The sequence below is a fragment of the Listeria aquatica FSL S10-1188 genome, from assembly GCF_000525795.1.
GTDB lineage: Bacteria > Bacillota > Bacilli > Lactobacillales > Listeriaceae > Listeria > Listeria aquatica.
Genome location: NZ_AOCG01000014.1, coordinates 67,332 through 91,944 on the forward strand (window position 1 = coordinate 67,332; position 24,613 = coordinate 91,944).

At 38.4% G+C, this 24,613-nt stretch carries 22 protein-coding genes and 5 pseudogenes; 3 read left to right on the forward strand and 24 right to left on the reverse strand.

Annotation, left to right across the window (positions count from 1 at the left end; genetic code table 11):
- The first annotated feature begins 9 nt into the window (after nt 1-9).
- Nucleotides 10-1,669 (forward strand): annotated as a pseudogene (gene treC, locus MAQA_RS11520) (alpha,alpha-phosphotrehalase).
- A 35-nt stretch (nt 1,670-1,704) separates the two neighbouring features.
- Here the strand turns inward: treC and treR are convergent.
- Nucleotides 1,705-2,415, reverse strand: coding sequence for a trehalose operon repressor (treR, locus tag MAQA_RS11525; protein WP_036074096.1), 711 nt, complete (start codon nt 2,413-2,415; stop codon nt 1,705-1,707).
- A 455-nt stretch (nt 2,416-2,870) separates the two neighbouring features.
- Here treR and MAQA_RS11530 point away from each other — a divergent pair.
- Nucleotides 2,871-3,684: pseudogene (locus MAQA_RS11530) on the forward strand (YitT family protein).
- A gap of 46 nt (nt 3,685-3,730) precedes the next feature.
- Here MAQA_RS11530 and MAQA_RS11535 read toward each other — a convergent pair.
- From MAQA_RS11535 to MAQA_RS11605, 15 genes and pseudogenes are all read right to left on the reverse strand, one after another.
- Entirely contained in the window at nt 3,731-4,006 is a 276-nt protein-coding gene (locus MAQA_RS11535) for a DUF3116 family protein (protein WP_036074098.1), read from the reverse strand.
- 137 nt (nt 4,007-4,143) lie between these two features.
- Nucleotides 4,144-4,383: a hypothetical protein gene (locus MAQA_RS13860; protein WP_052008582.1), complete on the reverse strand. Its 240-nt coding sequence runs from the start codon at nt 4,381-4,383 to the stop codon at nt 4,144-4,146.
- Between the two features lie 141 nt (nt 4,384-4,524).
- The gene (locus MAQA_RS11545) at nt 4,525-5,838 is read right to left on the reverse strand and encodes a Y-family DNA polymerase (RefSeq protein WP_036074100.1); all 1,314 of its coding nucleotides are present in this window, start codon (nt 5,836-5,838) and stop codon (nt 4,525-4,527) included.
- A gap of 179 nt (nt 5,839-6,017) precedes the next feature.
- On the reverse strand, nt 6,018-6,647 hold the full coding sequence (gene apf, locus MAQA_RS11550) for an aggregation-promoting factor (RefSeq protein WP_036074101.1): 630 nt from the start codon (nt 6,645-6,647) through the stop codon (nt 6,018-6,020).
- 434 nt (nt 6,648-7,081) lie between these two features.
- The gene (locus tag MAQA_RS11555) at nt 7,082-7,975 is read right to left on the reverse strand and encodes a metal ABC transporter substrate-binding protein (RefSeq protein ID WP_036074102.1); all 894 of its coding nucleotides are present in this window, start codon (nt 7,973-7,975) and stop codon (nt 7,082-7,084) included.
- Nucleotides 7,976-8,032: 57 nt separating this feature from the next.
- Nucleotides 8,033-8,866, reverse strand: a pseudogene (locus MAQA_RS11560) (metal ABC transporter permease subunit).
- Nucleotides 8,863-9,589: pseudogene (locus tag MAQA_RS11565) on the reverse strand (metal ABC transporter ATP-binding protein). The pseudogenes MAQA_RS11560 and MAQA_RS11565 overlap by 4 nt, the downstream one beginning before the upstream one ends.
- 206 nt (nt 9,590-9,795) lie before the next feature.
- Nucleotides 9,796-10,546, reverse strand: a pseudogene (locus MAQA_RS11570) (SIS domain-containing protein).
- Entirely contained in the window at nt 10,543-11,262 is a 720-nt protein-coding gene (locus MAQA_RS11575) for a KDGP aldolase (RefSeq protein ID WP_036074104.1), read from the reverse strand. Before MAQA_RS11575 ends, MAQA_RS11570 begins: the two are co-directional and overlap by 4 nt.
- Nucleotides 11,222-11,971 (reverse strand): creatininase family protein, encoded by a 750-nt coding sequence (locus MAQA_RS11580; RefSeq protein ID WP_036074108.1) that lies wholly within the window; start codon nt 11,969-11,971, stop codon nt 11,222-11,224. Before MAQA_RS11580 ends, MAQA_RS11575 begins: the two co-directional genes overlap by 41 nt.
- A gap of 12 nt (nt 11,972-11,983) precedes the next feature.
- The gene (locus MAQA_RS11585) at nt 11,984-12,976 is read right to left on the reverse strand and encodes a phosphotriesterase family protein (protein ID WP_036074111.1); all 993 of its coding nucleotides are present in this window, start codon (nt 12,974-12,976) and stop codon (nt 11,984-11,986) included.
- Nucleotides 12,977-13,034: 58 nt separating this feature from the next.
- Nucleotides 13,035-14,333 (reverse strand): PTS ascorbate transporter subunit IIC, encoded by a 1,299-nt coding sequence (locus MAQA_RS11590; protein ID WP_036074114.1) that lies wholly within the window; start codon nt 14,331-14,333, stop codon nt 13,035-13,037.
- A 26-nt stretch (nt 14,334-14,359) separates the two neighbouring features.
- On the reverse strand, nt 14,360-14,623 hold the full coding sequence (locus MAQA_RS11595) for a PTS sugar transporter subunit IIB (RefSeq protein WP_036074117.1): 264 nt from the start codon (nt 14,621-14,623) through the stop codon (nt 14,360-14,362).
- The gene (locus MAQA_RS11600) at nt 14,620-15,060 is read right to left on the reverse strand and encodes a PTS sugar transporter subunit IIA (RefSeq protein ID WP_036074118.1); all 441 of its coding nucleotides are present in this window, start codon (nt 15,058-15,060) and stop codon (nt 14,620-14,622) included. The genes MAQA_RS11595 and MAQA_RS11600 overlap by 4 nt, the downstream gene beginning before the upstream one ends.
- A gap of 146 nt (nt 15,061-15,206) precedes the next feature.
- Nucleotides 15,207-17,264, reverse strand: coding sequence for a BglG family transcription antiterminator (locus tag MAQA_RS11605; RefSeq protein WP_036074120.1), 2,058 nt, complete (start codon nt 17,262-17,264; stop codon nt 15,207-15,209).
- A gap of 399 nt (nt 17,265-17,663) precedes the next feature.
- Between MAQA_RS11605 and MAQA_RS11610 the strand changes: the two genes are divergently transcribed.
- Nucleotides 17,664-18,878 carry a multidrug effflux MFS transporter gene (locus MAQA_RS11610; protein ID WP_036074123.1) on the forward strand — a complete coding sequence of 405 codons (1,215 nt, stop codon included), beginning with the start codon at nt 17,664-17,666 and terminating at the stop codon, nt 18,876-18,878.
- A gap of 551 nt (nt 18,879-19,429) precedes the next feature.
- Here MAQA_RS11610 and MAQA_RS11615 read toward each other — a convergent pair.
- The 8 genes from MAQA_RS11615 to MAQA_RS11655 all read right to left on the reverse strand — a co-directional run bounded on the left by MAQA_RS11615 (nt 19,430) and on the right by MAQA_RS11655 (nt 24,472).
- Nucleotides 19,430-19,738: a DUF3116 family protein gene (locus MAQA_RS11615; protein WP_036074125.1), complete on the reverse strand. Its 309-nt coding sequence runs from the start codon at nt 19,736-19,738 to the stop codon at nt 19,430-19,432.
- A gap of 996 nt (nt 19,739-20,734) precedes the next feature.
- Nucleotides 20,735-20,935, reverse strand: coding sequence for a hypothetical protein (locus MAQA_RS14935; protein WP_036074129.1), 201 nt, complete (start codon nt 20,933-20,935; stop codon nt 20,735-20,737).
- A 22-nt stretch (nt 20,936-20,957) separates the two neighbouring features.
- On the reverse strand, nt 20,958-21,557 hold the full coding sequence (locus tag MAQA_RS11630) for a hypothetical protein (RefSeq protein ID WP_036074131.1): 600 nt from the start codon (nt 21,555-21,557) through the stop codon (nt 20,958-20,960).
- Between the two features lie 307 nt (nt 21,558-21,864).
- The gene (locus tag MAQA_RS11635) at nt 21,865-22,128 is read right to left on the reverse strand and encodes a hypothetical protein (protein WP_036074133.1); all 264 of its coding nucleotides are present in this window, start codon (nt 22,126-22,128) and stop codon (nt 21,865-21,867) included.
- A gap of 207 nt (nt 22,129-22,335) precedes the next feature.
- Nucleotides 22,336-22,458, reverse strand: coding sequence for a hypothetical protein (locus tag MAQA_RS16265; protein ID WP_277619982.1), 123 nt, complete (start codon nt 22,456-22,458; stop codon nt 22,336-22,338).
- A gap of 15 nt (nt 22,459-22,473) precedes the next feature.
- Nucleotides 22,474-23,712 carry a hypothetical protein gene (locus tag MAQA_RS11645; protein ID WP_036074134.1) on the reverse strand — a complete coding sequence of 413 codons (1,239 nt, stop codon included), beginning with the start codon at nt 23,710-23,712 and terminating at the stop codon, nt 22,474-22,476.
- The gene (locus tag MAQA_RS11650; protein ID WP_036074136.1) at nt 23,709-24,101 is read right to left on the reverse strand and encodes a hypothetical protein; all 393 of its coding nucleotides are present in this window, start codon (nt 24,099-24,101) and stop codon (nt 23,709-23,711) included. Before MAQA_RS11650 ends, MAQA_RS11645 begins: the two co-directional genes overlap by 4 nt.
- A gap of 77 nt (nt 24,102-24,178) precedes the next feature.
- Nucleotides 24,179-24,472: a WXG100 family type VII secretion target gene (locus MAQA_RS11655; RefSeq protein WP_036071587.1), complete on the reverse strand. Its 294-nt coding sequence runs from the start codon at nt 24,470-24,472 to the stop codon at nt 24,179-24,181.
- Nucleotides 24,473-24,613: the final 141 nt, after the last annotated feature.

A 24,613-nucleotide genomic window follows, 5' to 3' on the forward strand; every position in this document is an offset into this window, starting at 1 on the left:
GGTTTAATGATGGTCAATATAGCCGATAAAACGATTTATCAGATTTACTTGCGTTCTTTTTATGATTCAAATGGAGATGGCATGGGAGATATTCCAGGCATCACAGCTAAACTGGATTACTTAGAGAAATTAGGTGTGGATTTAATTTGGATCAACCCTTTCTATCCTTCTCCCCAAAATGATAATGGGTATGATATTTCTGATTACACTGGGGTAGATCCACGTTTTGGAACGATGGAAGACTTTGATGTGCTCATTTATGAAGCGAAAAAGCGCTCGATTGGTATCATGATTGATCTCGTGTTGAATCATACTTCTACAGAACACGAATGGTTTCAACAAGCACTTCGAGAAAATCCTAAATATCGTGATTTCTATTATTTTTAAAAAAGGAAAAGGCGCAAAGAAAGAACTCCCACCAACAAACTGGAAATCTAAATTTGGAGGCTCAGCTTGGGAAAAGTTACCCTCCTCAGATGATTTTTATTTGCATCTCTTTGATGTCACGCAAGCAGACTTGAACTGGTCAAATCCAGAAGTTCGTGAAGCCCTTTATCAAGTCGTAGATTTTTGGGTTCAAAAAGGCGTTGAAGGGCTCCGGCTCGATGTGCTCAATTTGATTTCAAAACCGGACAAGATGGAAGATGATTTCATCGGCGACGGGCGCCGCTTTTACACAGATGGCCCGCACATCCATGAATATTTAAAAGAACTTCATGCAAAAACGTTTAGCAAGAAAGGTCTAGTCACAGTGGGCGAAATGTCCTCGACAAGCATTGCCAATTCGATTCGCTACAGCAACCCTGCGGAAAAAGAACTATCGATGGTTTTCCATTTTCATCATTTAAAAGTGGATTACAAAGATGGAGAAAAATGGCAACTCGATCAAGTTCGTTTTGCTGAATTAAAAGAGCTCTTTCACACCTGGCAAGTGGATATGGCGAGCGGAAATGGTTGGGATGCCCTCTTCTGGAACAATCATGATCAGCCCCGAGCGTTAGGACGTTTCACTTCGGACCAGCCGGAATTTCATTATCAAGCGGCCACGCTTCTTGCCGCAACGATCCATTTGATGCGAGGTACGCCCTACATCTACATGGGAGAAGAAATCGGGATGATCAATCCGCGGTTTGAACATATCGAAAGCTACAGCGACATCGAAACGATTAATCATTATAGATTGCTTCAAGAGGAAGGCTTGTCTGAGCGAGAAACTATGGAAGTGATTCAAGCGCGTTCACGTGACAATAGTCGGATTCCAATGCAATGGGAAAATGATGAGAAGGCTGGCTTTACGACGGGAACGCCGCTTTATTCGGTTTCGGATAGTGTTTCTTGGATCAATGTTCGGGATGCGCTTCAAGATCCAGACAGTATTTTTTACTTTTATAAGAAACTGATTGAACTAAGGAAGACGCATTCTGTGATTCAAGTTGGCAACTATACGCCTTACTTCGTTGACGAGGAACGTGTCATTAGTTACTTACGCGAAAATGAAGAAGCAACTTTACTCGCTGTTCATTATTACGGAGAAGAACCTTATAAACTGGAGCTTCCTGAGGCCTTTCTTCAAGGTGAAATTTTACTTTCGAATGTGAAGCGAAATCAATTAGCTAAGCACATATCTTTAGCGCCTTATGAAACTTTGGCTGTTCTTTTACCCAAATAAAACGAAAACAAGCCTTCCAAAACGAGGGCTTGTTTTTAACGTCTTCTGGCAAAATCAATGAAACGAAAGCGGTCCAACCTATGGCGCGATTCTGTGTACTGGAAAAGCGTTGTATCTTGCAAAAAAACGGCACTTCGGACAACAACAACATGTGTATCTTCTTCTAAATCAAGCCACTTCTGGTCTTCAGCCGTGATAGGCTCGACGGTAAATTCTTTTTGCGCGTAGCTGATTTCATAACCAAGCTCTTGCTCCAAGTATTCATAAAGCGAGTTTGCTAGTTGCTCCTCAGTAATTTTCTTCATGCTAGGTTCCAAAAGAAAATCTTTATCCAAAATAACGGCCTCGCCTCTCAAATAGCGGACACGCTCAATGTGCCAGGCTTTTGCCCCATCTGGTAGGGAAACATATTTTCTTACTTGTTCAGGTAGCTTTTCATAATCATTTTTGATCACGCGTGTGACGGCGTTCATATGCTGCTCTTGATGCAATTCTTTGAAGCTTGTCAAACCTGAGACAGGAAACGAATAGCGCTCCCGGTCTATCACGATGGAACCTTTTCCCTGCATTTTTTGGATAAAACCATTTTCTAGTAGGAGAACAAGTGCCTTGCGAATGGTCTCACGCGATACTTGGAATTCCTTTGCTAACTCATTTTCACTTGGTAGGAGTTCTCCCGCCTGATAAACTTTTCCAAGAATTCGATTTTCAATCTGCAAATAAATATCATAGTATTTTTTTTTTATTCAAATTCCTCACCCGCCATTATTGTAGCATAATTATCTCCAAAAACCACTATTTTTATGGTATAGTGGAATTAGATGTAGGCGCTTTTTTACTACGAACTAAAATTTCAGAAAGGGGCATTCGAAGATGAAACAAACAGAAAGCGAAAAGCCGCTGGTTATCAAAATTGTTATCAGTGTTTTAGTTGGTCTATTTTTACTTAACCTTATGCCGATCTTAGCTATTTTTGGTTAACCGCATGCTTGCCAAAATTTAGATTCTATGCTAATTTAAAAAAGAAAATTAAATGGCTTTTTATGGTGAGACAGTCACGGGAACCGGAAGTTCCCTTGATGCTTTTTTAGAAAAAAGACTCCGTTGATTCAGAAGGATCTTCGGGGTATTTTTTTGCGCTCACTATGCAAGAAAGGAGATTGATTCATGACAAAAAAAATGGGCATTTACTTTTGGAAAAATTATTATTGGCGCTTTTATCTTTTCTCTTGCCGTTAATATTTTTGCTATTCCCAATCATTTAGGGGAAGGCGGCGTAACAGGGCTCACAATGATCCTTTATTATGCTTTTGGGATAGCACCTGCGATTACGACGTTGATTTTTAATGGGATTTTACTTGTGATCGGTTATAAGTACCTCGACCGACAAACGATTATTTTAACGATCATCGCTATTCTTTTTACTTCCCTTTTCTTACGACTTACTGAACCGATTGCTTTTCAAACGGATCAAACGATTATTGCTGCTATTTTTGCAGGCGCCCTCATGGGATTTGGGATGGGACTCATCATGCATGGTGGAGGAACCACTGCTGGTAGCGCCATCCTTGCTAAAATTGCCAATAAATACCTAGGTTGGAACACAAGTTATGCCTTACTATTTTTTGACTTAATCGTTGTGATTCCCTCTGTATTTATTATCGGCTTCCAAAATATGTTATTTACGATTCTCTCCCTCTATACTTCTACGAAAGTACTAGACTTTATTCTTGAAGGCTTCAATCCCAAAAAGTCAGTTACGATCATTTCGGATCAATATGAAGCGATCGCAAAAGAAGTGGATTTAAAGATTGGTCGTGGAATGACACTTTTTGATGCTGAAGGCTACTACACAAGACAAGGCAAAAAAAATTCTTTATATTGTGATCAGCAGGCAACAGCTCCTGCCACTCACAAAGATCGTTAACAAACACGATGAAAAAGCCTTTTTCATTATCAATGACGCGCAAAGTGTGGTTGGCGAAGGGTTCACAAAACAAATCACAAGCGAATAAAGTTTTAAAAAGCGGAAGCAAGAGTTGCTTCCGCTTTTTTGTGGATTTAATCTTCAGTTCCGTCCGATTCTTGAAGTAATTGATACATTTCTTCACCTTTTTCTGTCAGCTCATAATAAGGCTTTTGACTAGCTACTTCCCCACGTTTCAAATATGCTTTCCATTCCAGCCAATAAACCGTATGTAGAAGTTCCGTTTTGGAGTGGTAGCGAACTCGTTTTTCATTCAATTGTTTCAAGGTTAATTGTGTGATTTGGGTTTTTGGATGATAATAGGCAGCTCTAAGAATCACAAAAATACTGTCTGCATTCGGAACTTTCATGGAATCACTTTCCTTCTTATGTTCTAAAGTTCTTCTTTCAAACCAAGATGGCTTTCTTAGAGGTTAACCTTTTAGGGATTGCCTATCTCCATTCCCACTTTCCACTAAATTGAAACGCCAAATGCCTTACCTGCATATCAATATATGATTTCTGCATGGCGTATTTTCTCGATGGAAACTATTTGAATAGCTCCCTTTTTTTCTTGTACATAAATGCGGTTTTCTAAAAAACTAATGACCTTACCAGTCAAATCAGCTTCGTACATGTGCTCTTCATTCAGTTCTGCCATTTGCAGTGAGACAACGCTCCCTTTCGAAAAAGCCTCTTCAAGAACCTCACCAATTTGTTCAAGGCTCATCTCTGTTTTTTGCCACAAAAATTTGCTTTCGTTTTTGGCTCTCTTCCTCCATTTGTGCGGTATGATCCGATAAATAAAAACCCGACCATTTCATCATTCCACGATCTATATACGTTTTTTTTTACTTGTCTAAGCCACTCTTCTGCTTCCTTTTCCCGCTCATTCATAAGACTTACAATCCAAACCGTCCATTCCCCCTGCATGTCCGCCAACAAGTGTCGCACGCCGCAGTGCTGTTGCTCCTTCAAGCAGGGAATGAGCATAAAAAATAGAAGTGAATGAGTATCTACTCCGAATTTCTGAGATCGTTTGGTCAATCGCTTCTTCGCGTATTAAAAGATCAGGGTCTTCAAATAAACTGAGTTGAAAAGCAGAAACGGGCTGTAATTTCCCAATATAAAGGCTAATGGTGCGAACCTCAGTATGATTCCAATATTTTTGAAACAAGCGATGTACATACTGTGTTAAACGCTTGCTATGGTTGGTTGGCGGTATTTTTATTTGATGAGATAAACTACTCCGACGCTTTCCATCTTCATAAGCATACTGCATGTGCAAGCTTAAAACCGATCCTTCTACTTGTTTTGTCCGCAAGCGCTGTGCCAGCTGAACACACATTTCAGCCAAAACGACTTGAATTTTTCCAGCACTTGTATAGCCTCTTGGAAGGACCTGTGAGTTTCCAAGAGATTTTTCTTTTGGCTGATAGTTTTCTTTCTCCGCCAAAACAGAGCGATCGATCCCCCAAGCATGCATGTAATATTGGAGCCCCATCACACCAAACTGCGTCTTTAATAAAAAGGGATTGCTAAGTGCTAAGTCCCCAATTGTATAAAGACCTAGCTGATTCAAGCGAAGTTCCATTCGCTTGCCAATTCCCCAAAACTCACTTAGCTTGAGCGGCCACATTTTAGTTTTGACATCTTCATAGCCCCAGTGCGCGAACATGCCTGCATTTTTCTTAGCTTCTACATCCATACAGACTTTTGCAAGTAAGACGTTGACAGATAATCCAATCGTCGTGTAAAGCCCTAGTTCAAGAAAAATTTCTTGCTGAATCATGTGACAAACTTCTTCAGGGCTTTCTCCAAATAAATGATAGCTCTTCGTTAAGTCTCCAAACTGTTCATCAATGCTATAGACATGAATATCTTCATCAGCCATATAGCGTTTAAAAATAGTTAAAATTTTCTTATGATAGGTCATATATAATTTCATTCGTGGTGGCGCAATAACTAACTCTGGATGTTTTGGAACATCAAAACCTCGGCAAACATTCGATACGCCCAGTCTTTTTTTAGCAGCAGGACTTGCAGAAAGTACCAGTCCACTCGTATTCCTATCTCCGCTCATAACAACGAGCATGGTCGTCATGGGATCAAGTCCGCGCGCGAGACATTCTACACTTGCATAAAAACTTTTTACATCTAGGCAAAATACATGATGAAGGGGTTCGTCTTGATAATATAGCACCCTTCTCACCTCTTCTAAAAAATTCATTTCCTATAAACTTATTATACGAACGCACGTTCTTTTTCGCAATAGGAAAAAACACACATTTTTGATAGAAAAAATTGATTGAACATAAAAAATGAGTCAAAGTTCAGAGAACCTTGACTCATTTTTATTGTTATCCTTTTACATTTAACGGCTTAGTACCAGCCATATTGTTCGTGGTGTGCTTTCGCATTGCTCCATGAACCATAACGGCTTTGTACGTAACTATTGGCTACACGTTCTTGGTTAGCTTGAGAATAGTCACCTTTCAAATATGAATTTGTTAGTTGATAGCGTCCGATATATTTACCAGATGCGCTTCTTGCACCGTAAGAACCACCAGATTCTCTTTGCGCAATCCATTCCTTGGCTTGTTGATCACTTGAACTCCCTGTATTGGCTGGTTTAGCTTGAGTTTGAGTTTGCTGTGTAGCTTGTTGTTGTCTTGGTTGGCTGCTTTGCGTTTGGCTTTGGCTAGGTGCTTGTTGCTTTTGCGTAGTTGCTTGACCTTGGCTTGCCGCGGCTTGAGTTGCAGGTTGAGCTGTTTGAGTTGCTCCACCATTTCCAACTTCTAGCGATTGACCAACATAAATTAGGTTAATATTAGCAATCCCATTTAATTGGGCAAGATTAGCGACAGTAGTGTTGTGTTCATTAGCAATTTTAGATAACGTATCCCCTTTTGCAACGCTCACTGATTCAGCGTTTGCTAAATGACCTCCTACAACCGTCGTTACTCCTACCGTTAATGTAGCTACAGCCATCTTTAGTACGTTTTTCTTCATTATTAAAAAACCACTCCTTAATTTTTAATGCGAACTAATCATAACACACTAACATTTCAAATCAACTACTGATTCATTTCATATTATTTCAATATGAAGTCAGCCCTCCGATTTAGTTCTTTTTCGGAAAACAGATCTTTCTTTCCAATTTCCTTCCAAAATAGCTTGGTTATCACTTCCTTCGATCACTTGTTCCGTTTCTCTTGGCATGAAATTTTTTTAATTATTCTGCCTTTTTATTTTCCAGTAAAAAAAAAGAAAAAAAATCGATATTTTGATGATTTTTAAGCGCTTTCTTGATTTTTTTTATTCTATTTTTCTTGAAAAAAAGAAATTTTTTTCTCCCTCATTTAGCCTATTTGTGAACAAATAAATATAAAAAAACGACCGGTAGCAAATAAAAAATTCGCTTTCAGTCGTTTTTTAAAAATTTTTTATTTTGATAATTCTTCCGAAATTTTATCGAGATTCCATTTCATCATATCATAATAACTATCGCCATTTTCCCCTGGTTTTGCAACTGAATCCGTGAAGATTTTTGCATAAATTGGAATACTCGTATCTTTTGCAACTGTTTTCATGGGCCTGTCGCTCACACTACTTTCGACAAAGAGCACCGGCACCTCGCTATCTCGCAATTTTTTCACCAGATTTTTGATTTGATCTGGCGTCCCCTCTTCCTCCGTATTGATCTCCCAAATATAAGCAGAAGGAATTTGATAGGCTTTCGAAAAATATTTAAAGCACCCCTCACTCGTGACAATTAATTTTTTAGTAGCAGGAATCGCATTAAATTTTTCTTTGGCTTTTTGATCGAGCTTTGCAAGTTTACTAATATAGTGCTGCAAATTTTTCTGATAATAGGAAGCATTCTCCGGGTCTTTCTTGGAAAGTTCTTTTTCAATATTTTTAGCGTACTGAATTCCGTTTTCAAGGTTGAGCCAAGCGTGGGGATCTTCTTTACCTTTTTCCCCTTTTCCCTCCAGATAAATAACTTCGACACCATCACTTACTGCAAAGTAATCTTGATTTTTCTTCTTCTTCGCATTCTTCATCAATTTAGTAAACCAAGCATTTCCTCCCGTTTCCAGGTTGATGCCGTTATAAAAAATCACGTCTGCTGTTGAAGCTCTTCTGACGTCTTCTGGAAGTGGTTCGTATTCATGGGGATCTTTTCCAACTGGAACAATACTATGAAGTTTCACTCTATCTTGTGCGATGTTTTTTGTCATATCTGCTAGAATCGAGTTCGTTACAACTACCTCTAATTGATCTCCCTTCCCATTTGATGTGTCTTTTTCACCTGAGCAAGCAGTTAAAACTAACAAAAAAAAGAATCGGTAGTAGCCACTTTATTCCGAGTTTCCCATTAATTTTCATCGATTTTAGCCTTCTTTCTTAAAAATTTTTTGTTTCGGCGACAAGAAAAAGCTAAGTGCAAAGAACAATGCCGAAGTAAGTACAATACTCGAACTAACTGCAATATTAAAACTATAACCGATAAATAACCCAACAAAAGAAGCTAAAGCACCGAGAAAAGCAGCCAAAAACATCATTTTCTTTAAGCTAGTCGAAAATAAGTAAGCGGTCGCTGCTGGTGTAATTAAAAGTGCAACAATCAAAATCGTTCCAACACTTTGCATCGCCGTTACTGAAACAAGCGTTAAAAGTAGCATCAATAAATAATGATAAAACTGAACTTTCATTCCGAGAGCTTTTGCCATGAGAGGATCAAAAGAAGTAATCAAAAGTTCCTTGAAAAATAAAAGAATGACTGCCAGAACGAAAATAGAAACCCCGATTGTAATCATTTTGTCAGCATCTTGGACCGCCAAAATATTTCCAAATAAGATATGGAACAAATCCGTTGAACTATTGCTACGCCAATTAAAATGACACCAAGAGCCAGAAAAGAACTGAATGTAATCCCAATCGCAGTATCTCCTTTAATAACACTGTTGGATTTAATATAGGTGATCATGATGGATGCAAGCAGCCCGAAAAGAATCGCCCCGATAAAAAAAATTAATCTCTAAAATAAAAGAAACCGCCACACCGGGAAGAACAGCATGTGAAATGGCATCTCCCATGAGCGACATCCCTCGCAAGATAATAAAGCAACCAATGGTCCCTGAAACTACGCCAATGACAAGTGAAGTGATTAAAGCATTTTGCAAAAAATGAAAATTCTGCAAACCGTCTAAAAAGCTCGCAATCATGTTTCACTTCCTCCCTTAATAAAAATATTTTCCCCATATGCCTGTCGCAAATGCGCTTCTTGAAAAACCGCTTCTGTTTGTCCAGTTGCAATCAAGCTACGATTGAGTAAAATGAGTTGATCAAAATACTGCTCCACTTTGCTTAAATCATGGTGCACAATCAAAATCATTTTTCCGACTAGTTTGAGCTGTTCGAGTGTTTGCATAATAATTTGTTCACTGATTGCATCAATCCCAACAAATGGCTCATCCAAAAGGATCACTTCACTATTTTGAACAAGGCACCTTGCGAGAAGGACTCGTTGAAATTGACCACCAGATAATTCACTAATTTGTCGATTAGAAAAACGTTCCATCTGAACCATTTCAAGGGCTTGTTTGGTTTTTTCCCATTCTTTCTTTCCTAAGCGTTTAAAAAGCCCGACTTCTGGATAGGTTCCAAGCGAAACACATTCTTTAACAGTAATTGGAAAAGTAAAATCAATTGCACTTTTTTTGTTCTACATAAGCTATTTTTTTCAACCATTTTTTGGTTGGCACTCCGTTTATCGTGATTTGACTCGTATAGGGAACAATATTTAAAATGGCTTTCAGTAAAGTGGATTTGCCAGCTCCATTAGGGCCGATAATTCCTGTTATCGTCGGGCCAACAAGAGAGAAACTGATTTCATCAAGCGCCCACTCCTCACTCGAATAGTGAACACTCACTTTTTGTAAATCCAGCATTTTATCATCCTTTCACAAAAAAATTTACGTTTATTGATTTTTGAACCTTATATTATAGAAGAAACTCGTCATTTTTTTTACAATTCGGCAGTTTGATTTTGGACTCACGACTTATATTTTACTATAAGAAAAAAAAGTTTCCTTTGTCAAACTTTTTATGTAAAAAAAGAAGAAAACCTATGTCGTTTTCTTCTTTCTCTATCTTAAGATTCAAGATTTAAAGTTAATAGTGGAATTCTCACTTGATATTTGGCTAGCAGAGTTTGATTATAGTCATCTGCATTTTCTGTATTGCCACTTAAGAAAACAGGTGGCACGAAACCTGCTTGATGCATGGCCGTAATGGCTTCCGCAAATAGACTTTGTAAAATCGCTGCACCTGTCACAGAAGACGTCGCAGCAAACGGAACGGGGAAGTTTTCAAGCTGTAATACCGCGTCTCCTTTTACAGCTTTATTATCAATCACAAGATCAGGAACATCACTTAGTTTTAGTCCAGAAACATGCCGTGATGCTTGTGTTCCAGAATAAGCTTTTGACGTTATCCCAATAACATATGCGCCCTTTTGCTTAGCGAAAAGAGCCACATCAATAGGAACGGGGTTTCTTCCAGAGGTCGAAAGAACAATCATCACGTCTTCATTGCGAATATCTTCTTTCGACATAAAACGTTCAGCATAATCGTTTTTCCGTTCTAACACAGAAGACTGCGCTGCTCCTTCATGAAGCATAAGCGGCTCATGTAAAATAGGGTGAATCGGCGCTAATCCGCCGGCCCGGTAAAAAACCTCTTCTGTTAAAATATGAGAATGTCCGCACCCAAATAAGTGAACGATTCCTCCTTCCTGAATAGCCTTAGCAACTTTTTCCCCCAGCTTCTCGAATGTTCTCCTTTTCTTCCAGTTGAATGGCTTCAAGCATTCCAATCGCCGTATTTAAATAGGCATCAATCATGAAATCCCTCCTAATTGCTCAAAAATGCGTTCAATTTCAGCTTTTTTGGTTCGTCCAGTGACTTTATCGATAGTTGCCCCAAAAATGTGCGGCATAAAGAATGGGATCCCTGTTTCAGCTACATCAGTCATAATAGGCACAATATTATCCCAGGCAATTCCGCCAGCAGGTTCGATTCCATAAATCCCACGTTCACTTGCGACTTTTGCTAAATAAACAAGCTCCGCGAGATGTTCCGTTCCACGGATGCTCATCAATTTAATTGATGGAATCTGATGTTCAAGGCAATAATCAACTAATCGTTCCACTTCAATCGTGCCCCCCGTTGTAAGCCTTACTAGGCCCACTTTCCCAGAAGGTCGTACGAGAGCATTGGCATAAACTCCATCAACTAGCTGAGCAAAGGCTGCGGTTTCAAGGGGTTGGTTAATGTGGCAATCCCGGTCAAGCTCAGCAATCGAAAGAACAGCTCGAAAGTTCTCGAATGCCCCGCCTCCACCAAGTCCTACGCTCACAATGTTACTAGCACGCTTTAGCTCGCTTAGTCGCGCAACTGCGTCTTCTGCGCTATCAAAATCACTCGCTACAATTCCAGGAACCGCGTAACCTTCTGAAGCACTCATGACTTCCTTCGCATTTTCCGCATCTTGCGCTAAAAAATTAAATAGTGCAAAATCATGCCATTTCTTCTGCTTTTCGAATTTTGTCTTGTTCAATTTCAATCAACTCCAAACAGGTTTTTAATGTGGTTTCAATTAAGTATTCACCTTTTTCAGCGGTTGCAAGAGTCGCCTCTCCAAGAACAGCGCTTTCCGTGAAATTTTGCCAAGGCATAGGCGTATAATCAGCATCTAGTGGTAAAGTCGGAGGATCATCAATTGCTTTTTCCATCTCCACATGTTCTTTCGCTAGATAAAGCATTAAGGAGGTTTCAATCTCACAAGCGTGAATATACGTATGATGATTCGCTTTTCCTTCTCGCACGTCTGCTGCTAATTTTTGAATATTCGGATAAAAAATATGGAGCACATGCATATCCGGATGTTTGAAAAAGAGTTTACGTGCCCCTTCTTTGAGCGCGGTCATGTTCCCAAGATGCCCGCTAATTAAAACAAACAGTCGCACGCCTTGTTTATAAAGACCCTCCCCGATTTCAAAGATCATTTGGATCATCGTTTCATTCGACAAACTCAGACTGCCCGGGAAGTCCTGCAAACTGAAAACTTGTCCATATGGTAAGACAGGTAACACTAGGCCTTTTTTCTTGTCCGCTATTCGGTCTGCATATTTTTCCGCCAGAATATTATCGGTTTCAAGTGGCAAATGAGGTCCATGCGCTTCAACTGCTCCTATGGGTAAAATTACGGGAGTGGTTTTTGTGATTTGTGCGGCGATGTCATAGGAATTACAAGCTGCAAATTTCATTTTGCTTCCTCCTTATTTTTTAAATGTAAAGCAACGAGCCGGGTTATCTACGAAGAATTTTTGAATCAAGCTTTCGCCATCAAACCCATTTTGATTCGCTTCATGGGTAAAGCGGGGTACCCATTTTTTCTTGATATACTCAAGCCCTGGTCCAAAATCATAGTGTTTGTAGTATGTTTTACGTGCGGTATCTCCACTCACAAGAATCTGGTCTTCATAACCTTTTTGAACGAGGTTTAAGATGGCAGCAATGCGTGCGCTTTCAGGTGCATATTTGATTTTAGCAATCCCATCAAAGGATAAGAAGGCGCCTGTTTTCGCTACTTGTTCATGATAATAAGGATCTAAATTCCGGTCCATATGACCAATCGAAAGGTATTCAAGCGGAACACCTTCTTCTTTTAAAATTTCAATTTGTTCAAGTGCCATTGTTCCTGCTTCTGTATGCGAATGAACGGGTGCTTTCGTTTCATGATGGGCACGTGCCACAGCGCGAATCGTTTTTTCTTCAAGCGGTGTAATTCGGTTATAGCCCGTTCCAAACTTGACTTGTCCCGCTTTAAAACTCGTTCCTTCAAGTCCTTCTTCGACTTCTCGCACGACAAATTCTGTCAACTCGGAAATGGAAGCCGCTTCGATCCAGTCGTAGTAAGTCTCATAATTCCCAACTAATTGCTTAAGTTCTGGCTTCATTTTTCCTGTCCAAAGAAAGCTCTTATTAAAGCCCGCTGTTCCAACAATTTGTACGCCTGTTTCTTTCGAAATTTCTGCTACTTCGCTCACATGACGACCGTAATCAACGGCGGTTGCATCAACGATTGTCTTTCCACCTAGGTTTTTAAAATCTTGCACATCCAGTTGTGACTTTTCTTTATCATCGAGCAAAAGATCATCTTCCCCTTTTTCTTGCCAAAAAGATGGGGTACAAACAATATGCTCGTGTGAATAGGTAAATCCTAGTTCTTCTGGTTTAATATCTCCAAAAAAAGTACGAATATAGCTCATTTTTGCTTCCTTCCTTTCAAAAAACCTCTTCACGAAATGGCGGAAGAGGTTTTGGTTATTAAAAAATCAGTTTCGCCAACATACTAATGATTGGACCCAATATGAACATGTCACTATCAGCCGCCCACATCGCTGTATCAGGGACAGTCGTGTTTATGAAGAAAGTTACCATCAAATATTGTCCCCAAGCGACGACGGTTGCGGTTAAGAATCCACCAATCAAGGCACCACGTACGCCACCGGTTGAATTTCCGAACACGCCTGCAACAGCTCCGTGGAAAAAGAGTACAATCATCGTTGGTACAAAGACATAGCCAACTGTGTTTCCGAGAACAACAAGCCAAATGATTGCTCCGACAAAGGCTCCAAGGAACCCTATAATAACGGAGTTTGCCGCATAGGGATACACAATTGGTGCATCCAGCGCTGGTTTTGCCCCGGGTACAAGTTTAGTCGCAATTCCATTAAAGGCTGGTACAATTTCGCCAATAAACATCCGAACCCCTACTAAAACAACGGCGATCCCAGCTGCGAATGTAAAGGACTGAACAATACTGTAAACGATAAAGCTTTGGTTTCCTGCTTGTGCAATTAGTTTTTCTGCTCCCGGTGTTTGTTTTACCATCAAGATAATCGCACCAATAAGGAATAAAATCCCCATCGTAAGAGCCGTAATAACATTCGAGTCTCGTAAAAATTCTAGTTTTTTCGGTAATTTGATATGTTCTGCATCATTTTTCTTGTTTCCAAATACTTTCCCAAGTAGTGCAGAAAGAATCGCAACACTTGCAGAAGTATGCCCGAGTGCTACATTATCATTTCCAGTAATTTTGCGTAAAAATGGTTGAACGAGTGCTGGTTGGAAAGTCCAGTAAAGTCCCATGATGACAGCAAGGAAAATGACAAGCGGCCAGAAAGAAACATCGCCACCAGCTGCTTGAACAGTGATTCCTGCAAAGATGGTTGTCGTCCAGAACATCATATGTCCAGTTAAATAGATATATTTAAACGGTGTAAAGCGTGCTAGTAAAACGTTAACTAAGAAGCCTAGAGTCATGGCAAGTGTAACTGCACTTCCAAACTCCAAATTGAATTTCTCTTGCCCTAAAAACCCGCTAAGTGGGGCAGTTTCAAGGCCGAAAACTTCTTTCCACATTGGCTCAAAAATCCCGAGAGAACCTGTTATGACAGCTGCGCCGGCATTGATAATTAAAAATCCGATAATCGCTTTAAACGTGCCGCTAACAACCTGACTCAAATTTTTCTTTTGGAGAAGTAATCCAAGTAAGACGATAAATCCGAGCAGAATAGCCGGCGTTCCAAAAAAGTTGTCGGCAATCCAAGTAATGATCTCCATTTTTCATCCTCACCCTTTTCTTTTCGTTAAATCGCCCCGCTAAGAGCTTGTTTGATTTCCGCGTTATCAAAGTAATTATTGACAATCACGACTTTTGCGCTTGTTTCACCAAGTGTTTCCGCAAGTTCTTGACTTGTTACAACGATATCCGCAGACATGGATCGTGCTGCTGAAACGTCGATATGTTCCACATCAGCTTCTACTTCCATTTCACGAAGTACATTTTCGACGTTCATCCGTAAAATCAAACTTGTTCCTTGACCTAAACCGCAAACTGTTAAAATTTTCATTTTAATCCCTCCAAAATCGGCCGAATCTCTTCAAAATTTTGAGCCGTCATAAGTCGTTCGATATTTTCATTTTGACTGAGAAGAGCCACAATGTTTTGAATTACTTTCAAATGTTCTTCACTTGATGAAGCGGCTAAGCCAAATACAAGTCTCACCGGATCGTTCGCTTTATGTCCAAAAGAAACACCGCTAGAAAGCGTAACAAGCGAAACCGCCGATTTTTCCACTCCATCGGTTGGTCTTGCGTGGGGAATTGCCACATATGGTGCAATCACAAAGTAAGCCCCATTTTCATGGTAAGATTCAACCATTTTTTCTATATAGTTTTCACTGACATAGCCCTTTCTTTGAAGCAATGTTCCCGAAAGCCGGATCGCTTCGTCTGCATTTTCTGCAGTTTGATTGAATGACAGTAAATCTTGGCTTAAAAATGACATCGTTTCTTCATCCCTTCTTGCTAATTGATAGCGCTATCAACCTCTTACAACTCTTATTATAAAGAGAAAGCGCTTTATAAAGAAGTCCAATTCTTTTCTTTTGGAAAGTGCAAAAAGTAGACACTAAAAAAAACAAGCTGAGCAATTCAGCTTGTTTTCTCCTGGATAAACTGTGCCACTTGCTTAGCATCAGGATATTGTTCGATAAAAGTGAGAAACGCATGCTTCATAATTAATTCCGTTAATTCACTAAGCGCATTAATATGCGTATAGGAATCAATCGAAGAAAGCACAATTAAAAGTTTAACCTGATCCTTTGATTTCTCGGAAAAAGCAACCGGTTCATCGAGCAAAAGTAAACTCATTCCCACGCGGAAAGCCCCATCCGTCGGGGCCGCGTGCGGTAGCGCCACTCCAGGTGAAATCACAACATAAGGGCCAAGCGTTTCAATCCCTGTAATCATGGCATTTGCATAACTCTGCGAAATATAGCCTTCTTCAAGAAGCGGCTTTGCAGCAAGCTGAATAGCTTCTTGCCAACTTGGCACGTTTTCTTTAAACTGAATGCGCTTAGCTGGGAGCAAATCGGAAAGCTCTGGTGAAACTTCGCTCACATCATCAAGTGCATTTTGGAACAAAATCGTTTTTAAATTTTGCGCAAGCGCCTCGCGATTTTCCACTTTTGCATATTGATCAATCACATCTAGCACACTTGCAAGCATCCGTGCATTCGAATCACGCTGAGCCACGTGCGGCATAATTTCTTTTAGAAGCTGTTCTTTTTGCGGTTCCGTTAAAATCGGACTCACGATAAAAGAAGGAATATCCGTGAGTACTGGAAGCGTCGCAACAATAAAATCTGGTCGATAAGCCTTTTTCTCAAATTCTCTCAAAGAAATCGGCTCCAAAATTTCAATTTGTCGATCTGTAAAAAGCTGCTTTAACTGGCGCTCGATCATCCGCGAAGTGCCAACACCTTTTGAGCAGACAATCAATAATTTTTTACGTTCCACGAGCACACTCTTTTTGCGTGATAAGAAACCACCAAATAAAATCGCAACATAAGCAATTTCATCTTCTGGAAGAGGCTTTTCCAACAGCTCCGCAAACGGCTCCATCACTTTCCGAGTAATCTCATAAACCTCAGCATATTGCGATTTAATATCTGATCGAAGCGGATTAATCCACTCGATCCCAAATAAAATCCGGTAATATGCTGGCTCTAGGTGCAAAAGCAAATCACGCCTTAGCCGCTCATGATCCTCAAAATTCACACAAGCAAGCCGTTCAAATTCCGCTATCATCTTCTTCACAGCCACTTTCAAATGCCTTGCCACCTCAGAATCCCCTGAAAGTCGATTAGCCCCCAAGAGCAGTCGTTCAAGAAACGCGAGTTCCGCTTCATTCCAGGCCACAAAACGCGGCATTCTGCGGTAAATCTCCTGCGCCCACTTTGTTTGATCGACAAGCTTCCCTTCCAAAACATGTCCTTGCTGCATGCGAAAGCTAAAAAAGCTAACAATCAAACTGAGCCTAGCTACAACTTCATCCGTATAGCGCATCTCAAAAAGCTTTTCCAGCTTAACAATCGCGCGAATTGCTTCATTTTCCAACTGCAAAAAATCCGCATCATAATGAGGCGCTTTCGTTCGGAGTAAATTTTTCATCTCCATTTCCGATTCAAAAGCTGGGCTATTCAAACAATGTCGCAAGAAAAATTGACGAATTTGCGCTTCATCGCCCACGATTTCATTTCCATTCTTCCTACTGTATAAAAGTCGGAGCCCTGCCTCACTAAGCTCTGCTTTAATCTGCTTCAAATCTTGCAGCGTAGTATTCCGGCTCACTCCGTTCGCCTTTGAAAGTGTTTCTTCAACCACACGCGCATCCGTAGCAAGTAGAAAAAGAAGTATCCGTACTTTCCGTTCGGCCATAGTAAAATCAACGTTGTTTGTATCATGATTTTCGATCAATCGTAGAATTTCTTTCTTTTCGTCTTCTGGCACATAATAGCCTTGCCTGCGTACCACCTGAATACCACTAAAACCAACCTGTTCCAGTTCAAAGTTCGTTTTTTCAATCTCATATTGTAAGGTTCGTTTCGAAATCCCCAGTACTTCTTGTAATTTTTGTGAGGCTATATAGCCGCGATTTTCAAGTAAATAATGTAGCAACTTAATTTTTCGAATATCAAATTGAATCACTTTCCATCAAACTCCCTCGAATCTCATTTTTCAACTTTCACACATAATGAAACCCTTTTCAAAATTAGCCATTAATCCTAGCATAGTGGAAGTGGAAAGACCTGTCAAACTGAGGTTTTTTGTAAAATAAAAAAGCGATCGTTAGAGCATGGTCATTCTCAGTAAAAGAAAAAAATAAATAAAGAGCTCCTATTCTTTATGAGGAGATGAAGTTTTTATAAGAATAAATCAAATAGTAATTTTGCTATTTTTTTAATCGATGATATAATAAACGCTTAGATTAAAAAAGGAGGTGCTGTTATAATTTTTTATTCATGGATTAAAATTATGATTCCGCCGTTTCCCTTCAAAGGATGTTTTTTTCATACTTAACAAATAATCAATTTAAGGAAGATTATAATGAAAAAAACATCCAAAAAAAACAATAATAAAATAAGTTTACCTTTACTGGTCTGTTTAGTAGGTTTCCCTCAGCTAAGCGAAACTATCTATACACCTTCATTAACTGAGATTGCCCTAAAATTCAGTACCACTCTCAATATTTCTCAAATGACTCTGAGTATTTACTTTCTAGCCTTTGCCATCGGAGTAGTATTTTGGGGAATTGGTTCAGATTACTTTGGACGAAGGAAGGCAATGAATTTTGGAATATTTGTCTATATAGTTGGTAGCGTTCTTTGTCTTATAGCAAATAACATAGTCCTACTATTTATCGGTAGATTTATTCAAGCCTTCGGTGCAAGTACTGGATCAGTCACTACTCAGACCATTTTAAGAGATAGCTATACTGGAACAGAACGGCATCAAATGTTTGCTAAAATATCAGCTGTTTTGGCATTCTCCCCTGCGCTTGGTCCTCTTATAGGTGGGATTGTCACACAATTTTATGGTTTCCGCGTCGTCTTTTTTGTGCTAGTGGTTATGGGGATGCTTTTGCTTTATTTTAGTTTGAAGAATTTACCAGAAACGGCAAGTGATACGCAAGCTAACCTTAATTTATATAGTATGTTTAGGATTGCTAAAGAAATGATCTTAGACCCTCATACTGTAATTTTCGGTTTACTTATTGGCTTATTTAATGGGATTATCTTTAGCTATTATTCAGAAGCACCTGGAATTTTTATTGATACGTTTCATTTTACACAAAGTCAATATGGATTTATGGGATGCGTCGTTGCATCAGCAACCATGATTGGGGCGTGGCTATCTAGTAAATCATTAAAAAAGAGAAATGCCGTGCAGACAATTAAGGAAGGACTCGTTGTATCATTTATCTCAACATTATTTTTGATAGCAACTGTGTTTATACGATTGAGCACTACAAGTGAGCTGATATTATATATATTGGGGATATTTTGCTTACTTGTTGGAATTGGAATATCATTGCCAAACTGTTTAAGTTTAGCACTTATTCATTTTCCAAAAACAGCAGGTACGTCAGGAGCTTTTTTAAGTTTAGGATATTATCTAATTGTCAGTCTTTGCACATTTATAATTGGAGTAATCCACACAGGCTCATTGCTTATCTTTCCAATATTTTGTGCGATTATTCTTGTTATAGCGCTAATATTCGTATATTCCCTAAAAAATAAAAACGCGATGAATAATCAATAATTAAAAAAAGGCAGGATCCCTAAATTCTATAGGGATCCTGCCTTTTAATTTAACTTAATTAAAACCTAGTCATCTAATTTTCTACTTGCCAAATTAAGCCCTGCTCATTCTTCAAAGGATAAAGGAAAATCTACTCAGAATTTAGATGGGAGAAGAAGTATACACAACAAAGATTGTCATGCAAGAAAAAACTAAGCCCTCTAGTGTATTTTTTATTTTTACGAATACGAAAAAACCTCCTACTAAAATAATTTCAACATAGATTTTTATTCCCTATGTTCTTTTTAGGAGGAGCCATTCAATGGAAATTGAGAGCCAACTGATTCATTTATTTCTATCAGTTTTTTACTTTATGCACTTTACAGGCTAAGCCGGTAAAGAGAGTGATAACAATGATTCCCAAAAGACACATAAAGCTTATCTATTCCTTTTTTTTTGCATCTGAAAAAACAATATTTACTTGTTGACCAAATTTTTCTTCTTTCATAGACTAAAAAGAAGCGTCTTTTTAGTCTTCCACCGCAACTAACCCCATCCTCTTTTCTATCTAGTCATTCTTTGAAGTTATTTTCACTCCTCATTAAAAGATAGGATAAACCAATAAACACTTCTTCCTGATATTCTTTCAAATAGGTGTCATGCCAAGCTTGACCTCGTTTAGTTAAGCAGTATTCATGCTCATTCCCAGGCAAGCGATATACATATTTTTTAGTCTCTAACCAATACAAAGTCGTTAAGAATTGATTCTTTGTTAGTCTTTTCAATCCTTTAGACTTTCCCAAAAACCAATTGAAACAAAATACCTCATCCTGCAGTAGTTCCAATACCATTTCTTTTTCTTTTCGACTTGGCTCTTCCATTTATACTCCCCTCAAATTCATCTCAAATTTATCGGGGTAGTCTTGGTATCAACTAAAAAGCGCTTCCAATAAGTTTCCAAAAAAAAAACAGCCTGTCAATTTCAGAAGACCGTTTCAGTGAGTTTGATGTAGCACGGTTTATTCAAAAACATTTTTCTAAAAATACCTAAAAAAGTACGATCTCTTGAAGTAAGTTCATTGTAACACAAATAAATAACATCATTTATGAATATTTTGTGAACAAATAAGAATATTTTGCGAATAAGCAAGAGATATAGAGGGTTACACTCGGAAATAATCATCTTCATTTTCTATTCAATAGCTTTGTTGCTCTGTTTTAATCAAAAAAAAATCACTGCCTTTGAGTGAAGGAAAAAATTAGTTGAACGCATAATTTATGCATATCAAATACTTTCTTTTATTTCGACAAGGAGGAACCACAATTTATATTACCGCAATAGTTGTATTTGAATTTGACAGTATGGATGAATAGTTGATTAATCAAGGTTATAATATTAAAGTCGTTCAAGAACGATTAAGACATAAAAAACACACTACTACAGCAGACATCTATAGTCATCTGTTAGAAAAGACTGATGCCAAGGGTTCAAAATCCTTTTTAAGAATCTCTGCCCAGTTAAGTAGTAGTATACCTCCAAAGTTATTGTCCTGAGAGGGATTAATAGGTATTGGTGTAATGCGGTTTACAGATCCTGTGCCACAAATAATGCCACAAACTAAAGCCCCGACTTTTGTCAGGGCTTCATTCATGCTTTTTCTTTCTATACCAATTTATAAAATAGATACTCATTTCTTGAAGAACAAAATAGGCAAATAAATATGGAGTCATTGTATCAAATCCCCATTTTAAAGAGCATAACACATATACAATAGTCACGATCAACGCTCTAATATAAAACATTCGGCTACTTCTCATTGTCTTACCCCTTATTTACTGCCAGACTCGAACCGTTAATAAGTATTTACATTGTTTATTCAATAAAAAGTTATTGTGTGTTTTTTGCTTTTTTTTCGATCTAACAAATACTTTCCCACTACGCTTACAATAAAAAATAAAATGAGAAAAGACCTAGCGTTATCTATAACTTTACCCATTGACACAAAATATGACGCTATCAATAACACAACAAAAACCATTCCAAAAACAGAAAATGCATCATCAAGTGCTTTTTTCATCATTTCATCTCCCTATTACTGACTATTGCCTACCAGCTCTCCCACACAATATTCCATTAAAATAGTTATAATCAAACCAGATTCCGTGTTTAATTTTTGCAGCAGACACACTTACACCTGCTAGTGCACATGCAGCTCGAACAATCTTAGCTGGTGCATACACTCCAGAAATAGCAATCCCGCCAGAAATAGCCCACTTTAAAGTTCCTGCGCTGATTTTTATCCTTGCGTAGTTCCAGTGATAGTCTATTCTAGTCACTCCTGCTTTTCTTAACATGCTTTTAGAGACAGTATTTACTTCTCCTGAAGGAGAGATGGCATATACATCTTCATTATGGTTATTCTCAGAAAGCTTTAATTGTCTATTTGTTTCTTTAATGTAATTTTCAACGACGTTCACACGCTCTGTACTCATAACATTCTTGATAGTCATATTCAGTTGATATTGTTTAGTTTCTTTATTGTAGGATACATACCTATCCACCAACATCGTCTCGGTTTCTGTTAAAGAATCATTTTTTATTTGATCATCTTGCTTGTCAACTTCTACAAGATTTTCAGTTGAACTAGCCAGTGCTGTACTAGGAAACGGTAAAATACTAATAACTAATCCCCCTACCAATAAGTTGCGTATCCATTTCTTTTTTTTGTGTTTTTTTCATGCTGATTCCTCTTTTCGTTGTTTTATGTTTTGTTACCAAAAAAAGTATAGCATGAAAATATTCTGAAAAACCAAAAATATCGTAAAATGTCTGATTATTATCGCGAATGACTAAAAATCAATAGATTTTATGTTTTTCTGGATTTTAGTAAGAATATTTAATTTTTATTTGTCATAATTTTCATCTTTTAGACACAGAAATAACTTCGCCCAAAAAAGCCCGACTTTTGTCAGGGCTCGCCAATATCCATTCTACAAAAATAGGAATTTAAAAGTTTTCTAACATATCTTCTTGTTTCTCAAAGACTTCCGTCACTTTCTTGCCAAAATGTCCTTTTACTGCTTCTTGTAAGTGGCTGCTTGTCTTCGAAACGGATGTTTTTGCCATTTTTATTTCTTCTTTCCCGGTTTTTCGAACTTTCTTGTCGGCCGCTTCTCCCGTCCATTTATTTTGCATGCCCAAAGTTCGGACTCGTGTTTTCTGATTGCTTTTTTGAAATTCTTTCAGTAGGTCTTCCAACGCTTCTAGCAACTTGTATCACCTCATTTGTTTCTCTCTATTTGCCGTAATTCTTTATGAAACTGTTCCTCTGCATATTCCGCTTTCTGTCTTACTTCCCGCTGTTTCTCCTGTAAATCTGCTCGATAATTCGTTTCCAACTGTTCGATTTCCCTTCGAGCCATTTCTAGAATGTCTGTACAGTCTTCTTCGTTTTGTCGAACCTGGTAGCATATTGCTTCATAAGTCTGCTGAGCGATTTCTTCCCCTTTTTTTCTGAAAACGATGAATAGCTTCTGCTTGCTCCTCAAGTTCTTGCATTTGTCGCCTGTAATCTGTTCGCAACTCTTCTTCGGTTTTCATCTACGGACCTCCCACTCATCCCAATTGCTGCGCTAATTCGTGATCCTTTTGTTTGAGAGCCTCTATACTTTGTTTGATTTCATTGGCTAAATCGTCAAATTTAGTGCTCATTTTCTTTACTTTATTGATTTTTTTCTGATAAGTTTCACAAAGCTCAATCACTAGTTTTTTCTCCGTGCAACCTACGCTTTCTAATTCTGCTAAAATTTCACTTTCTGTGAGCATATCTCCCATTTGGCGTGCTTCTTGTAGCGTCTTTTTCCAGATCTTTTCGACTTTGTCCATGCCGTCTTGGTACACTTTTATGACATGTGCTGTGACCGCTTTAAACTCCGCCACGGCTGTTTCTACAACAGCTAATGCTCGACTATCATCTAAATATATTTGTTCATTCGTCGAGATGCCTCCACCACTTGCTTGGAATTTCTTTTGCATTATTTCGAGATCATATAACTTAGCTATGTACTCGGTCATGGCATAGCGTTCTGCTTGTTGGACAATGGCTTCTTGGTTATATTCATTATTAGGTATCTTTAGTTTTCCATCTTTATCAAACGTCCAATTACTTAACTGATGGTAGTCTATCGGATTTAAGTGCGTCCCCATTTCCATACTTACTTTGATTTCTGCACCTGTACCATCGCCTCCGAAGTTTCCAATAACATCTGCACGATTCCGATAATTCGTTAACATCCCTGGATTCTCTTTGATCCACTTTTTGGCTTCCTCCGATAAAATATTCGATGGGTCTGGACCATTAAATCCAACATTACGCCACTCATTTTCAGCAGCGACCATGAGTGCTAAGTATTCTCCGAGCGAGTGTCCAGTTGTTGTAATCTTTGAATTAGAATAGTCTTTCTTCACTTGGGCAGCGAATTCTCGTGCTGTTATTGCCTGTCCGTCAACTTCTGTATTTTTAAAAGGATTAAGTGGATTTTGATCTAATTTTTCTTCACCTTTTATGACGGTTTCTAAATCTGTGTTTCGATCTTGTGCATCAGAAAAGTTTGTTCCTGCATAAGCAATGACCACTTCTGTCGTGTCCACTTTCCCATTTTTATCAACTGGGGCAACAGCCATGGCTTGCATGCCATTTTCTGAGTTGTTTTCTGTTTTTAAAATTTTATACTTGGTATCTCCAAACTTTCTGTAACTTCCTTCTTTCAACGTTGGCGCATACTCTTTGTGCTTCGGATCTAACCAATAAGCTTTATCACTCAAATCCTTATAACTTTTATCTGTAACAGTCAAAGTTCTTCCTCCGATTCATTAGAGTATATAACTTTAACTTTATCCGTAGTTATTCCTTCTTTTTGAACTTTTTCATTTTCTATGCCATAATCACTAATTTTTTCCTGATTTTTTGCAAAACCATAGTCAAAATAAGCAGATTCCCCTTCTTTACTGGTCATTGTCACAACTATACTATATGATCCTGTCATATTATTATAACCAATCCGTTCTATTTTTACTTTTGCTACATTAGCAAAAGTCTTTTTCAAAGCTTTCACTGATTGCTTTTCTACTTCTAATTCTTTTTGTTCTTTTTTATTATCCATATACATCTTCCCTCCAACAATTGCTACAACTACAATAATGATGACAATAAGCGAAATAAAAATAATCCAGCCCTTTTTCATCTCATTCCTCCATCTAGTTTTCTCTCTTTAGCAAAAGTACCTCTTAAAGTATACAATAAGAGGCACTTTTTTTGAAATTAAAATCCAAAGTTTTGAGAAAGTTGTTGATCTTGTTCTTCCACAGCACTGGCTGTTTTTTGAAGTTGTTGTTCAATTTGGTCCATCAAGTTCGCAAATTCCGTTACTTTTGGTTTTAACTGATTGAACTGGTCATCAAAGCGTGCAAAAGCTTGTCCTTCCCATTCACTACGAAGTTGTTCTTGGGTTTGGGATAAGCGTTGTAACATTTGCTCGATATCCCGTGCGCTTGTTCCGTAAGTTTTCGCACGGTCACGCAATTCTGCCGGGGTCATTCTGATTTGTCCTGACATGACATTCATCTCCTCTTTATGTATTGTTTTCTTGCAAGTATAATATACCATATTTTAGAAATGAAATTGTGTCGATTTAATGAACTTTTTTAGCGATGCCCATACAAAAAAGGCCTCACTCGTTAAGTGAGACCCATCTGC